Annotated in this window: 14 protein-coding genes; 5 read left to right on the top strand and 9 right to left on the bottom strand. The window is 70.1% G+C overall.

Features of this window, described 5'->3' with window-relative positions; all coding sequences use genetic code 11:
• Positions 1–41: 41 nt before the first annotated feature.
• Positions 42–605, top strand: coding sequence for a DUF402 domain-containing protein (locus NJ4_RS19670; protein WP_067439202.1), 564 nt, complete (start codon positions 42–44; stop codon positions 603–605).
• Between the two features lie 28 nt (positions 606–633).
• Here NJ4_RS19670 and NJ4_RS19675 read toward each other — a convergent pair whose 3' ends face one another.
• Complete coding sequence (locus NJ4_RS19675; RefSeq protein WP_067439249.1) at positions 634–1,953, bottom strand: threonine/serine exporter family protein; 1,320 nt, start codon at positions 1,951–1,953, stop codon at positions 634–636.
• A 45-nt stretch (positions 1,954–1,998) separates the two neighbouring features.
• Between NJ4_RS19675 and NJ4_RS19680 the strand changes: the two genes are divergently transcribed.
• A complete protein-coding gene (locus NJ4_RS19680; protein WP_067439205.1) occupies positions 1,999–3,132 on the top strand; it encodes a glutamate--cysteine ligase in 1,134 nt (377 codons plus the stop codon).
• 122 nt (positions 3,133–3,254) lie between these two features.
• On the opposite strand, the gene NJ4_RS19685 is transcribed toward NJ4_RS19680, so the two are convergent.
• The 4 genes from NJ4_RS19685 to NJ4_RS19700 all read right to left on the bottom strand — a co-directional run bounded on the left by NJ4_RS19685 (position 3,255) and on the right by NJ4_RS19700 (position 6,673).
• Complete coding sequence (locus NJ4_RS19685; RefSeq protein WP_174524619.1) at positions 3,255–4,292, bottom strand: DNA polymerase IV; 1,038 nt, start codon at positions 4,290–4,292, stop codon at positions 3,255–3,257.
• A gap of 2 nt (positions 4,293–4,294) precedes the next feature.
• Positions 4,295–5,395, bottom strand: coding sequence for an FUSC family protein (locus tag NJ4_RS19690; RefSeq protein WP_067439208.1), 1,101 nt, complete (start codon positions 5,393–5,395; stop codon positions 4,295–4,297).
• A 100-nt stretch (positions 5,396–5,495) separates the two neighbouring features.
• Positions 5,496–5,855, bottom strand: coding sequence for a hypothetical protein (locus NJ4_RS19695; RefSeq protein ID WP_067439211.1), 360 nt, complete (start codon positions 5,853–5,855; stop codon positions 5,496–5,498).
• 173 nt (positions 5,856–6,028) lie between these two features.
• Positions 6,029–6,673, bottom strand: coding sequence for an HNH endonuclease family protein (locus tag NJ4_RS19700; RefSeq protein ID WP_067439214.1), 645 nt, complete (start codon positions 6,671–6,673; stop codon positions 6,029–6,031).
• A gap of 163 nt (positions 6,674–6,836) precedes the next feature.
• Here NJ4_RS19700 and NJ4_RS19705 point away from each other — a divergent pair, with 163 nt between their 5' ends.
• Both NJ4_RS19705 and NJ4_RS19710 read left to right on the top strand, forming a co-directional pair.
• Positions 6,837–7,667, top strand: a complete 831-nt coding sequence (locus NJ4_RS19705; protein WP_067439218.1) for an isocitrate lyase/PEP mutase family protein — start codon at positions 6,837–6,839, stop codon at positions 7,665–7,667.
• 112 nt (positions 7,668–7,779) lie between these two features.
• Entirely contained in the window at positions 7,780–9,189 is a 1,410-nt protein-coding gene (locus NJ4_RS19710) for a WS/DGAT/MGAT family O-acyltransferase (RefSeq protein WP_067439221.1), read from the top strand.
• A 6-nt stretch (positions 9,190–9,195) separates the two neighbouring features.
• Here NJ4_RS19710 and NJ4_RS19715 read toward each other — a convergent pair whose 3' ends face one another.
• From NJ4_RS19715 to NJ4_RS19725, 3 genes are read right to left on the bottom strand one after another with little or no spacing between them, the layout of a single operon-like run.
• Entirely contained in the window at positions 9,196–9,885 is a 690-nt protein-coding gene (locus NJ4_RS19715; RefSeq protein ID WP_067439224.1) for an esterase/lipase family protein, read from the bottom strand.
• A gap of 52 nt (positions 9,886–9,937) precedes the next feature.
• Positions 9,938–11,095, bottom strand: coding sequence for a site-specific DNA-methyltransferase (locus NJ4_RS19720; RefSeq protein WP_067439227.1), 1,158 nt, complete (start codon positions 11,093–11,095; stop codon positions 9,938–9,940).
• Positions 11,092–11,469, bottom strand: a complete 378-nt coding sequence (locus tag NJ4_RS19725) for a hypothetical protein (RefSeq protein ID WP_067439230.1) — start codon at positions 11,467–11,469, stop codon at positions 11,092–11,094. Before NJ4_RS19725 ends, NJ4_RS19720 begins: the two co-directional genes overlap by 4 nt.
• 122 nt (positions 11,470–11,591) lie before the next feature.
• Here NJ4_RS19725 and NJ4_RS19730 point away from each other — a divergent pair, with 122 nt between their 5' ends.
• Positions 11,592–12,338: a PIG-L deacetylase family protein gene (locus tag NJ4_RS19730; protein ID WP_067439234.1), complete on the top strand. Its 747-nt coding sequence runs from the start codon at positions 11,592–11,594 to the stop codon at positions 12,336–12,338.
• Positions 12,339–12,464: 126 nt separating this feature from the next.
• Here the strand turns inward: NJ4_RS19730 and NJ4_RS19735 are convergent.
• Positions 12,465–14,065 (bottom strand): glycosyltransferase family 4 protein (locus tag NJ4_RS19735; RefSeq protein ID WP_174524620.1); only part of this gene is annotated, 1,601 nt, incomplete at its 5' end.

Raw genomic sequence — 14,065 nt, forward strand, 5'->3', positions numbered from 1 at the left:
ACCGACACCCGGTCGGGGCCGGTGCGTGCTAGGAAGGACCCGTGGAGTTCGGGGAGCCGGTCGACGTGGTGATGACCAAGTGGCGCGAACGACCGCACTGGGTTTACCCGGCCCGCTACCTCGGCCGTGACGACTTCGGCGACTGGCTGGGCATCCCGGCCGGCACCCACATGTCGCGTCCCGGCGCGGAGTACGTCGCCCCGGTCGACCAGGTCTGTCTGGCGCCGACCACCGGCTCGGCCGAGGTCAACGGATGGTTCGCCACGTTCCATCGTCGGCGTGCGGACGGCACCGGCTCGGGCCACGCTCCCGAGAGCCCGGTCGAGGTGTACGTCGACATCGCGACCCAGCCACTCTGGGAGAAGGGCTCACTCCACGCGGTCGATCTCGATCTCGACGTGGTCCGCGGATTCAGCGGACGCACGTGGATCGACGACGAGGACGAGTTCGCCGAGCACCGGCTCACGCTGGGCTATCCCGACGAGATCATCGAGCTCGCGCTGGCCAATTGCGCACGAGTCCACGACTCGGTGCGCGACCGCGTGCCGCCGTACGACGGGCCGACCTCGGACGCCTGGCTGGCCAGACTCATCGACCTGTCGTGAGTTCGGCTCGATCCGAATTCGCGACAGGTCAGCGCTTGCGGCGGGAGGAGCGGGCCCGGAACGGACCGACCAGGCGCGGGCCGGAGAGCCGGCCCTCGAGCTTGCGGGCCTCACGCTTGAGAGGCTGGGCGATGTATTCACCCAGGATCACACCCGAGGCCAACGCGATCGCCACCGACGCCGCGGTGATGATGGCCACCAGGCCGGACGAGGTCGCGCCACCCTCGGACATCAGGGAGAGCCCCCGATAGATCGAGAGACCCGGCAGCAACGGCACGATCGCGGAGACGACGATCACCAGGGGCGGCACCTTCACCCGGCCGGAGACCGAGTAGCTGACCAGACCGATGAACAGGGCAGCGACGGCCACCGACCAGGTCCGGCCGAAGCCGGCCCCCTCGATGCCGTAGGTGATCGCGATCGCGATCGCGGCGATGATCCCGATCGGGATGAGGATGCGTTTGGGTGAGTACGCGCTGAACGCGAACGCCGCCGCGGCGACGGCCGCACCCACGGACATCATCGCCACGGTGGTCAGGCCGCCGCGACCGGGCTCGAGCCGCCCGATGTCGACACCGACCACGTCGCCCAGGGCCAGGCCGCCGCTGACCCCGGCGATGATGCCGGCCGTGGAGAGCAGCGCCTCGGTCATCCGGGCGTTGCTGGTCACGTAGAAGCCGGAGAGCGCGTCCTGCAGCCCGCCCATGAACCCGATGCCGGAGAGCAGCATGATGATGTTCGCGGTCACGACCACCGAGGGGTCGACGTCCAGCTTCGCCGCAGCCGCCGCCAGCGCCAACAGGGTGGCGACGGCACCTCCGGCCACCTGGAGGTAGAACGTCGGCAGCCGCTGGCGGTAGAGGATCAGCTGGGTGCGGTCGATCAGCATGGCCGCCACGAAGGCGATCACCACGACCAACGTGTTGCCGCCGAGCATCAGGCCGACCCCGGCCGACATCACGCCGATGCCCGCGGTGACCGCCCAGCGATGACGTGCGTGGCCCGACGAGCTGATCTGCGCGACGGTCGCCCTGGCCTCGCTCAGGTCGATGCGATCGGCGAGCAGGTCACGCACGAGATGGTCGATGCGGGTGAGGTCCTCGTAGTCGATGTCGCGCTGCTTGACCTGGCGCATCATCACCAGCGGCACGTCCCCGGGCTCCGGCTGGTAGCTCATCGACAGGCTCGTGAACGTCACGTCCACGATCGGGTTGCGCATGCCCAGGTGGTAGGCCACGGACTGCATCGTGGCGGTGACGTCGGCGGCACCTGCGCCGTTGGAGAGCAGCATCTCGCCGATGCGAAGGCTCAGGTCGACCGTGAGAGCGATCTCGTGTGACTCCGCCATGTCGCACATGCTTTCACGGGGGCCGACCTGTGGTTCGCTTGACTCGTGCACATCGACTTCCACGGATCTCCGCGGCCCACGCTCGGTGTCGAGTGGGAGTTCGCACTCGTCGACAAGGAGTCCCGCGACCTGGTGAACTCCGCCGCCGACCTGTTCTCTGCGGTCGGTCCCGAGCTCCCTGACCAGCGGAAACTGCACAAGGAGCTGCTGCGCAACACCGTCGAGGTCGTCACCGGGATCTGTACGACGACCGCGGAGGCCATCGCTGACCTGCGCAGCACCCTCGACGTCGTGCTCCCGATCGCCGACGATCTCGGCGTCGACCTCTTCGGGGCCGGGACCCACCCGTTCGCGAGCTGGTCGGCCCAGCAGCTCACCGAGGGCCACCGCTACGAGGAGCTGATCAACCGCACCCAGTGGTGGGGCCGGCAGATGTTGATCTGGGGTGTGCACGTGCACGTCGGACTGCCCGAACGCGACCGGGTGTTGCCGGTGATGTCGGCGCTGCTCAACCAGTACCCCCATCTCCAGGCGCTCTCCGCCTCCTCTCCCGTGTGGGCCGGCACCGACACCGGCTACGCCTCCAACCGGGCGCTGATGTTCCAGCAGCTGCCCACAGCCGGGTTGCCCTTCCAGTTCGAGACCTGGCCGGAGTTCGAGACCTTCGCCCACGACCAGCTCACCACCGGGGTCATCGACGAGCTCTCCGAGATCCGCTGGGACGTGCGCCCGGTGCCGAAGCTCGGCACCCTGGAGAACCGGGTCTGCGACGGCGTCTCGACCATCGACGAGATGTCGGCGCTGGTCGCGCTGATGCACTGCCTGGTGGTCGACCTGGACACCCGACTGGCGGCCGGCGAGACGCTCCCGGTGATGCCACCGTGGCATGTGCAGGAGAACAAGTGGCGCGCCGCCCGCTACGGGCTCGACGCGATCATCATCCTCGATGCGGCCTCGAACGAACGGCTGATCACCGACGACCTCGACGATCTGCTGGAGCGCCTCACGCCCGTCGCGCGGCGTCTCGACTGCGAGGAAGAGTTGCGTGCCGTGGCAGAGATCCCTCGCCGTGGGGCGTCGTACCAGCGACAGCGGGCCGTGGCAGCCGACAGCGGCGGCGACCTGGTCGCGGTGGTCGACTCGGTGGTCGGCGAGCTCCGAGCCTCGCTGCATCCCTGATCGCGTGCAGCGTGCCCGTCGGCCAGGTCGGCGTACGCGAACCCACGACTCGGCGTGCGAGAACCCACGACTCGGGGTACGAGAACCCACAACTGGACGCACGAAACCCAACGACTCGTGGGTCAGTAGCCGCCCTCGGGCGGCACCATCTCGGCACGGACACCGAGCAGCCGGATCGGGCGGTCGTCGTCGAGCGCGGCGAGCAGGTCGAGGGCGGTGCCGGCGATGACCTCGACGTCGTACGTCGGCTCGGGCAGCTTGCGGACCTTGGTGAACGTGAAGAACGGGGCGAAGCGCACCTTGAGATGCACCCGCTGGCACCTCCGCTCCTCCCGACGGATGTCGTCGACGACCTGCTCGGTCAGCGCGTGCACGGCAGCAGCGATCTCGTCGCTGGTGGTGAGGTCTTGCTGATAGGTGGTCTCACGACCGTGCGCCCGCGCGACCCAGGGCGTGTCGTCGACGACCGCGGTGCCGCGGCCGGTGCCGAGCGCGTGCACGTGGAGCCCGGTGTTCGGGCCGAACTCGGTGGTGAGCAGATCGACCGGGGCGGCGGCGAGCTCCGCGACGGTGGTGATGCCGTGGCCGGCCAGTCGTTGTGAGGTGCGCGGTCCGACACCCCACAGGTCCTGGGTGGGGCGCTCCCCCATCACCGCGAGCCAGTTGTCGCGGGTCAGGGTGAAGACGCCCCGAGGCTTGCCCAGGTCGGTCGCGTTCTTGGCGCGGATCAGGGTGTCCCCCACGCCGACCGAGCAGTGCAGCCGCGTGGCGGCCAGCACCCGGGCCCGGACGTCGGCGGCAGCCGCCGACGGATCCTCGGTCTCGAGGCCGACGAACGCCTCGTCCCAGCCGAGCACCTGAACGACGGCGCCGGGCATCTCGCGCAGGGTCTGCATCACCTGCTGCGAGGCAGCCTCGTAGGTCGGGAAGTCGACCGGGAGGAACACCGCGTCCGGGATCTTCCGCTTGGCCACACGCAACGGCATGCCCGACCGGACCCCGAACTCCCGCGCCTCGTAGGACGCCGTGGAGACCACGGCCCGTTCCGTCGGATCGCCACGACCACCGACGATGACCGGCCTGCCGGCCAGCTCGGGGTTGCGCAGGATCTCCACGGCGGCCAGGAACTGGTCCATGTCGACGTGCAGCACCCAGCGCATGGTCACCGCTTCGTCGGCGGCAGCGCGTCGGTCGACTCGAGACTGTCCATGCCGGTGAGGACGAGGAGGTCGGCGATGACCGACCGGATCTGCGCCAGCACCACCTCCACGGACAGGTCGTCGGTGCGTTCCACGGTGCCGGTGGCCCGACCCACGACGAGCAGGTCGCCCCGGGCGGCGCTGGCCATCCGGTTGGCCCGCAGCTCGTCGGCCACCGCGTCGGCCGCGTCGGCCAGGTCGCGACACAGCTGGGGGTAGGAGGCCGGCACCGGGCGTCGACGGTAGGCGGCCACGGCGGTTCGACGCACGAGCACCCTCGTGCTGCGCAGGGCACGGTCCAAGGGCTCGACCAACTCGGCCATGCGTCGCACCGAGCCCTTGTGCTTCACCCGGAACGGCGAGCTGGCCACCACGGAGAGACCTTCGTCGGCGGCCGCCTGCAGCTCCCGGATCATGTAGTCGGTGGCGCGGGCATCGGCGAGCAGGTCGAGCGCCGGCTCGACCTCGCCGTCGACCATCACGTCGGCGGCGGCGCGGAGCAGCCGAGCGATCTTGGCCACCACCTCGGCGGCCTGTTCCCGCGGTCGGCGCAGCGGTGCCGCCGGCACCACGGTGGCGGCCACCAGGGCGACCGCACCCCCGATCAGCGCATCGGTCCAGCGCACCAAGGCCTGGCCGGAGGAGGGCACCAGGGTGGCCACCACGATCGCCTGCACCCCCGACTGGGTGACCAACAACGGTCCTCCGTCGAGCAGGAACGCGCTCGACATCGCCAGGGCCACGATGAAGGTGAGCTGCCACCAGCCGGTGCCGACCGCATAGACCAGCAAGTCGGCGATCAGCACCCCGATCGCAACACCGATGCAGACCTCCGCCACCCGACGCAGCCGTTGCCCGTAGGAGGTGCCCAGGCAGACCACGGCCGCGATCGGCGCGAAGAACGGCGTCGGGTGGTCGAAGACCTCGTGTGCGAAGAACCACGCCACTCCGGCCGCGATCGAGCACTGGGCGATCGCGAACGACTTGGTCCGCAAGCGACGCAGACGTGTGCTGGCCGACGTACGACCGCGTTGCCAGGCGCGGTCGAGCGGGTGGGGCTCCATGCCCTGATCGTGTCAGACCGGCGGCGGTCAGGTCTCGGAGGACGACCACCGAACGGACGTCGCGCGGCGGGTCAGTCGCCCGGTCAGCAGCCCCGCGCCATCACCTGCTGTTGGCGTAGCGGAGCGCGAGCTTGAGACGGCCGAGGTCGCGGTACCAGACGCGCACCTCGGTGCGACACCGCACGCGTGCGACGCGGGTGTCGTACTCCCCGCACTCGGCGGTCGCCTCGGAGTCGGTCGGCGGATAGGTCGAGCTGCCGTCGAAGTAGTGGATGCCGAAGCCGTTGGCCTTGTCGCCCTCGACCGCCACGATCGTGCGCGCCGGCGGCTCCCACGACGACGGCGCGCGAGTCTCGGCATGGCCGGCGCCCATGGTCAGGCCGAGCAGCAGACTCGCCGGCAGGCCGAGGCCGGCGCCGAGGAAGAGGAGGAGGAAGTGGAAGCGGAAGGGTCGTCTCATGTGGTCTCCCGTGCGTCGCGGGCCGGCGTTTCCGGCCCTTCATGACGTGACGCTAGGGACGACCGGGGTCACCCCGCCGGGCACGCGCCCGGGCCTGTGGAGAACCCGCGCACGACCTCACCTGTGCACGGTCAGCGGGTCAGGGTCAGCGGGCCAGGGTCAGCAGGCCAGGGTCAGCGGGCCAGGGTCACCGTGATCGTGGTGTTGGTGCAGGTGCCGGCCAACGTGCTCATCGCGGACTTCTCGCCGCTGTCCACGCTCAGCCGCCACCGGTGCTTGACCGCCACGAACTCCCGCAGGTAGCGGCACTTGTCGTAGGCCGGCAGCCACTCCCGCACGTCCTGGTCGCTCTTGGCCTGGTTGACGTTGTCGGTCACCCCGACCAGCGTGCGGTAGTCGCCGAGGTCGTTCGCGTAGCGCTCCCGCTCCGCGGCCGACCACGTGCGGGCACCGGAGTCCCAGGCCTCGGCCAGCGGCACCATGTGGTCGATGTCGATGTCGGCCGGGGCATACCAGGAGACCCGGTCGTAGTAGCTGTACCAACGTCCGCCGCTCAGCGTGCACGTGCCGCTGCGGGTGGGCGGATCGTCCGCCTCCTCGAGGAGCACCTCGTTGCGGGTGCTGCAGCCGTCCCCGTCGGCGTCGACCCAGTGGTTGAACTTCGACCGGTCGTAGCCGGTGCGTACCTCGGTCTGCACCGGCAGGTCGGAGACCGCGGTCTCCAACGGAGCCGAGTAGTCGTCGGCGTACGCGGTGACCGGCAGGCCGATCAGCAGTGCGGCGAGGACGAGCGGAGGGGCCAGGCGGCGGAGCAGCATGTGAATCTCCCGAGAGCGACGATGCGGTTCATCCCCAGACAACACCCGATACGTCGCCGCGTGAAGGGTCCCAGCCGCACTGTTCATCGCGCGTTCCTGCGTACGTCGACAGCGGCCGGGCCGGGAGTAGGCTGAGGAGTCCCCTTCCGGAGGAGCGGCGACCATGCCCGACGATCGAGTGGCGAGGTTCCGTCGCCTGCACGCCTCGGGGTGCTTCGTGATGCCGAACCCCTGGGACCCGGGCAGCGCCAGGGTCCTCGAGGAGCTGGGCTTCCAGGCACTCGCCACGACCAGCGCCGGCTTCGCCTGGACCACCGGCGTCGGCGACAACCAGGTCGGGCTGGAGGCCTCGCTGGATCACCTGCGACTGATCGCGGAGTCGGTGGAGGTGCCCGTCAACGCCGACTTCCAGGACGGGTTCGCCGTCGACCCGCAAGGCGTCCACGACCACGTGCTGCTCGCCGCCGCCACGGGCGTCGCGGGCCTCTCGATCGAGGACTCGACCGGCGATCATTCCGACCCGCTCCACGAGTTCGACCTCGCGGTGGAACGGGTCCGGGCGGCGCGAGCGGCCATCGACGACGGCGACACGGGCGTGCTGCTCACCGCGCGGTCGGAGGGCTTCGTGGTCGGCCGTCCCGACATCGACGAGACGATCCGCCGGCTCGTGGCCTACGCAGAGGCGGGTGCGGACTGTCTCTACGCACCACGACTCACCACGGTCGCCGAGGTGGCGGCGGTGCTCGCTGCGGTCTCGCCGAAACCGGTCAACCTGCTGATCAACGCCCCCTTCCTCACCGTCGCCGAGGCAACCGCCCTCGGCGTACGCCGGATCAGTGTCGGCGGCACCCTGGCGCGCGCCGCGTGGCGGGGGTTCCTCGACGCCGCGACGGAGATCCGCGACACGGGCACGTTCACCGGGTTCACCCGGCTGCCCGACGTCGATGGACTGCTCTCCGCCCCGAGAACCGGGCGCTCCGGACCTCACACGTAACCCCAGCGTCGTACGGCGCGTTCACCACATGTCGACGCCCTCGACAACGGACAGCACGCACGCAAGGATCAAACTTCCGGGGACGCCCGGAAGAGAGCAGAGGTATGCCGACATGGCCACCCCGATCGACCCGACGTCCACCGCGTTCCTCGTGGCGGAGAACCGCAACATGCCGATGCACGTCGGCGGGCTGCAGCTGTTCGAGAAGCCGGACGGGGCTGGCCCCGACTACATCAAGGAGCTCTACGAGCAGATGCGCTCGCCCGAGGCGATCGCGCCCCTGTTCCTCAAGCACCCACGCCGGTCACTGGCCACCGCGGGTCAGTACGTCTGGGCCGAGGACGAGCTCTTCGACATCGAGCACCACGTGCGCCACAGCGCCCTCCCGCAGCCGGGCCGGGTGCGCGAGCTGCTCGACCTCTGCTCGCGCCTGCACAGCACCCGGCTGGCGCACGAGCGGCCGCTGTGGGAGGCCCACGTCATCGAGGGGCTCAAGGACGGACGCGTCGGCCTCTACACCAAGATCCACCACTCGCTGGTCGACGGAGTCTCCGCGATGCGGCTCACGCAGAGCGTGCTCTCCAGTGACCCCGACAAGCGCGACATGCCGGCGCCGTGGGCCCAGCGGCCCCGCGCACCCAAGGCCGTGCAGACGGCTGCCGAGGCGGAGCGCAACCTCGCCGTCGTCCCCATGAAGGCACTGCGTACGGCGCTCGGGATGAGCGCCGAGGCCGCCGGCCTGCCGGGCGCCCTCCTGCGCACGCTGAACAGCGGCGTGCGCAACGAGACGTCGGCGGTCTCCCTCTACGCGCCGCGCACGATCTTCAACCAGACCATCACCGGATCACGCCGTTTCGCCGCCCAGGACTGGCCGATCGAGCGCATGCGGGCGATCGGCAAGGCAACCGGAACGACGATCAACGACGTCGTGCTGGCCATGTGCAGCGGTGCGGTCCGTGCCTACCTGCTCGAGCTCGACGCGCTGCCCGACACCACGCTGGTCTCGATGGTGCCGGTCGGCCTCAACGCCAAGCAGGCCCAGGTCGCCTCGGCCGAGGGCGGAAACGCGATCGGCACGGTGATGGTCAAGCTCGGGACCGACCTGGCCGATCCCGCCGACCGCCTCCGCAGCATCCACAAGTCGATGCTCGAGGGCAAGCGCGCCCTGTCGTCGATGAGCCCGATGCAGATCCTGGCGATGTCCGCGATCGGGATGGCGCCGGCGATGCTGACCCCGATGCTGCGCATGCAGGGCGTGATCCGGCCGCCGTTCAACCTGATCATCTCCAACGTGCCCGGCCCGCGGACGACGCAGTACTTCAACGGCGCCAAGCTGGTCGGCATGTACCCGCTGTCCATCCCGATCCACGGCATGGCGCTCAACATCACCTGCACGTCGTACGACGGCCAGATGGGCTTCGGCCTGACCGGGTGCCGCCGGACCGTGCCGCACCTGCAGCGACTGCTGACCCACCTCGACAACGAGCTCTCCGCGCTCGAGAAGGCCGCCGGCGTCCTGTAGGGCCTGTCAGCGGACGGCGTTCGCCACTCCGGTGTACGTCGATCCGTCGGCCAACAGGCTCACGTGACCCACGCACCCGGTCTGGGTGTTGGTCGCGCCGCTGAGGATCACCGACGTGTCGGGGTTGATGATCTCGTCGCACGGCGACCAGAACGTCGAGTAGTTCACCGCACCGGGCGTCTCGTCACCCGAGTTCAGCGCGGTGAGGAACGTCGATCCCGGACGCATGTCCACGCACGAGACGTTCCAGCAGCCCCACGCGAAGTTGGTGCCGTGATTCGGACCGCCGATGCTCACCCAGTCGTCGACCTTGGCGGTGCCGCCGAGGTTCTTCAGGTAGTAGCGCGAGGACAGTCCACCCATCGAGTGGGTGACGATGTCGACCTTCGTGGCGCCGGTCCGGGCCAGCACCTCGTCGACATACGCCTGCAGCTGCCCGGCAGTGGTCACGTTCGACTGCGTGAAGTCGTAGTCCCACGCGTAGAGCTCGTCGGCCGACCAGCCGTCGGCCCGGAAGCGGGCGACGACGTAGTCCCAGTTCCACGACGCGCCGCTCCAGCCGTGGACGAAGATGACGGGGTCGTGCCCCGCCGCCGTGGCCGACGAGCGGGGCGCCGCCTGCGAGACGGTCGGTCCGAGCACTGTCAGGAACAGGGCCAGGGTGGCGATGATGACGGCACGAGCGATCCGACGCATGGGACCTCCGAGATGAGTGAATGAGCCGTCGCCGAACCTAGTGTGACGGCGGTCACCGCGACAAGGGTCGGCGTACGTCGAGTGCGCCGCCGAACGTCGTGGCGACCGCCCGCAGCCTCGCCTCGGTGATCGCGCTGACCGTCTCGAGTCCGGCCAGCTGCGCGTTGGACCCGGGCCGCGTGGGCTCGGGCGAGTTGATCGAGATGCAGGTGCGGCTTCCCCCGTCGTCGGCGTTCGCCAGCGCCGTCGCGTGCCCGGTCGTGCCGCTGCCGGCGAAGAAGTCGAGCACGACCGCATCGTTGGGGAAGCACTCCAGGACGCGACGGACCAGCCCGGTCGGCTTCGGTGACTCGAAGACGTGACCCACGACCGCCTTGAGCTCGGCCACTGCCGTGTCGGTGGAGCCGACCTCCTCCGCGAGCCAGATCGTCTTCAGCTTCTTGCGGCGCCCGTCGTGCAGCCAGTCGCGCTGGAAGATGTCGACCCGCTCCCCCAGCCGGCCCTTGATGGTGCGGCAGACCAGGTCGTCGGGCCGTGCATCGACCCGCGGCGCCGACCAGCGCCACACCGCCGGTGCCCCGTCACCGAAGACCGGGAGCACCTCGACGGCTCCGGCGAAGGGTGCCGTCGAGACCTGACCGGTCACCGGTGAGCCCCACAGCGGGAAGTGCAGGGTGCGCGCGGTCGCCGGGTTGAACTTCTTGTTGGTGTTGCGCAGCGGGAGGTGCCGGAAACGTCGGCCGTCCGCGGCCTCCTGCGGGAAGTCAGCGGGGTCGACGTGATGGGTCGAGGTCGCATCGAGCGCGCAGGCCTCGATGTCGCGCGCGTAGACGAGCAGGTACTCGTGGGAGGTCGCGAAGAAGTTGCCGAGCTGGCGACCCTTGGGGTTGAGGTTCACCACGATCTGGGCGATGAAGTTGCGTTCGTCGTACACCTCGTCGAGGAGCAGGCGCAGGTGGGCAACCTCGTTGTCGTCGATGGAGACGAAGATGGCGCCGCCGTCGGAGAGCAGGTCGCGCGCAGCCTCGAGGCGCGGCCGCATCATCTCGGCCCAGGCTCGGTGCCGGTCGCGGCCGGTGCCGTGGCGGTCGTTGTAGGCGAAGTCGTTGCCGGTGTTGTAGGGCGGGTCGATGTAGACCACGTCGATGCTGCCCGGCTCGAGGGTCGGCAGCACATCGAGGTTGTCGCCCTCGATGAAGACGTTGGTCAACGCCTGCCCCGGGGCAGCGCACGACGGGGAGGCTTGGGCTCGGGGTGGATCCGCTTGGTGAGGTCCGTGTGCGCCAGCAGCACCTCGAACGGCAGCTCCGACGGCGGGTACGTCGCGATCGGCTGGTCGCCGGTGAACACGACGTACGCCGTGGTGCCCGACGGCGCCACCTTGAGGATCGAGCCGTCGACCACCGTGGCGGCATGGGCCAACGCCTTGCGCCGGGCGGTGAGGCTGCGGGCGCGCTTGGTCGCGGAGGCCGCAGCCTGCTTGCCGCCCTTGTCCCAGGCGATCTTGGCCTGGGGGCCGTACTTCACGGCGACCTTCACGCCGGCACCGATCACCACGGCAGCGGTCTTGACCTTCTTGCCCACGAGGTCTCCCTTTGATCGACTGCGCCCAACTCTATGCGGACGCCGTGCAGGTGGCCGTGGGCGCGGGCGGGTGGCCCGGAAAAGCCGTGCCACCGGCCCCTCGCCGTGCCACTCTGGGTGACATGACTGATCCGCCCCTTCCCCTGGCCCCCCTGGACGAGAACTGGGAGCGCGCCCTGTGCATCGTGGCGCACCCCGACGACATGGAGTTCGGCGCGGCCGCGGCCGTCGCGCGCTGGACCGGGCAGGGCAAGCAGGTCATCTACTGCATGGTGACCAGCGGCGAGGCCGGCATCGACGGGCTCCATCCCGACGAGTGTCGCAGTGTGCGCGAGGCCGAGCAGGTCGAGTCGGCCCGCATCGTGGGCGTCGACGAGGTGGAGTTCCTCGGTCTCCAGGACGGCGTCATCGAGTACGGCGTCGCGTTGCGGCGGGTGCTGGCCGAGGTGGTGCGGCGGCACCGTCCCGAGATCGTGGTCACCGGCAACTTCCACGACACGTTCGGTGGCCGCAACCTCAACCAGGCCGACCACATCGCCGTCGGCCGTGCCGTGCTGGACGCCGTGCGCGATGCCGGGAACCGGTGGATCTTCGCCGAGCAGCTGACCGACGGACTCGAGCCCTGGGGCGGCGTACGCGAGGTCTGGGCGGCGGGCTCGCCGCTGGCCGAGCACGGTGTCGACATCACCGAGACGTTCGAGGCGGGCGTCGAGTCACTGCGCGCGCACGGCGCCTACATCGACGGGCTCGGCTGGGAGGACTTCGACCCGGCCGAGATGCTCGAGGGCTTCGGCCGCGCGACCGGCACCCGGATGGGCGTCACGTTCGCCGCCCCCTTCGAGGTCTTCCCCATGGGCTGGGGCGACTGACCGAGTTCTTGGATACTCCCTGACGTTCGGACCCCTCGACCCCGGTAGTCCCTGACGTTCGGACCCTCCGCCACACGGGGTGCGGGTCCGAACGTCAGGGAGTATCCCGAAATGAGGGTCCGAACGTCAGGGAGTATCGAGGAGATCGCGGTAGGTGGCGTCGACGATGGACGTGACGTGGCGCCAGTCGCGGTTCTCCAGCACCCAGTCACGGGCCGCCCCACCCAGACGGTCACGCAGCGCCGGAGACTCCAGCAGGCGCTCGAGGGTGTCGGCCAAGGAGCGCGCGCAGCCCTTGTCGAAGACCAGCCCGGTGCGGCCGTCGTCGACGATCTCGGTCAGCGCGGCCACCGACGAGGTGACCACGGCCTTGCCCATCGCCATCGACTCGAACGGCTTGATCGGCGAGATCGCCTCGCAGACCGGCAGCGGCAGCCGCGGGAACGGCGTGATGTCGACGAGTGAGAGGTACGAGGCCACCTGGTCGTGCGGCACGCGTCCGGTGAAGGTGACCACGTCGTCGAGACCGAGCGAGATCGAGAGCGCGTGCAGCTGCGACTCGAAGTGACCGTCGCCGACGACGACCAGGTGGAAGTCCGGACCCGATGAGCCCGCGCGCTCCTTGAGCAGCGCCACCGCCTCGAGCAGCAGGTCGAGCCCCTCGTAGTCGACCAGCCCGCCGGCGTACCCGATCACGGTCTTCCCGCGCACGCCCAGCGAGGCAGCCAGCGACTCGTCGCGCGGGCGCGGCGCGAACTGGTCGGTGCGCACGCCGTTGGGCAGCACGACGAGCTTGTCCGCGTCGACACCACGCTCAATCATCAACGCACGCAGGGCTTCGGTGATCACGAAGACCCGGTCGGCGGCGTGGCAGATCGTGGTCTCGAGACCCGCGGTGAACCGGTGGCGGTCCGATGACTCGAAGGCCGGGTCGCGCGAGACCTTCATCAGCTCCTCGAGCCCGCGCATCTCGTAGACGAACGGCAGCCCGAGCCGCGCCGCCGCCTGCTGCGCGGCCAGCCCGTTGACGTGGAACGAGGACGCGTGGATCAGCGAGGCACGGTGACGCCGCGCATGGGCTTCGATCGCGGCGGCGTACTTGTCGACGTACGACGTCAGCGGGTACTGCCGGTAGACGCGGGCGTCGGTGAGCACGCGGTGGTAGCGGATGCCGTCGATCTCGTCGACCGGCGGCACGACGCGGGTGTCGTGCTTGGACCAGCGGTCGTAGGGGAAGCCCGGGCGGGTCACGGCCTCCACCGACCAGCCGTCGGCGACCAGACCGGTGAGCACGCCGTGGGTGCGGTTCGCGTAGCCGCCGGAGAGGTGCGGCAGCGACTGGGCGAGCACCGACAGCACGTGGTGCGGTGCGGTCTCGACGCGCAGCTCGCCGCGTGGTGTCGGCGTCCAGCCCTCGTGCACGACCCGCAGCTGGTCGGTCGCGTTCGCCCAGGTGTCGCGCGCCCACCGGTCGTCCGGGCGCAGCGCGAGCGAGTGGTTGACCAGCGTCTCGGCGGCGGAGGTGCAGCCGGCGGTCAACGCCCGTGCGGCGGCCTTGCGCAGCTCGAGGGCGGACTCCTTCACCAACGCCGGTACGTCGTCCGCGGCCGGCGGGTGCGCGCTCACCTGAGCGGCCAGGCGGTCCCAGTCGCGCCGACGGTCGAGGGCCCGGGCCACGGCAGGCGTGGGCCGGCGCAACCGCTCCCACCAGTGCGCGAGCACCGGCT

Source organism: Nocardioides jensenii JCM 1364 = NBRC 14755 (assembly GCF_001552535.1).
In the GTDB taxonomy this organism is placed as follows: Bacteria; Actinomycetota; Actinomycetes; order Propionibacteriales; family Nocardioidaceae; genus Nocardioides; species Nocardioides jensenii.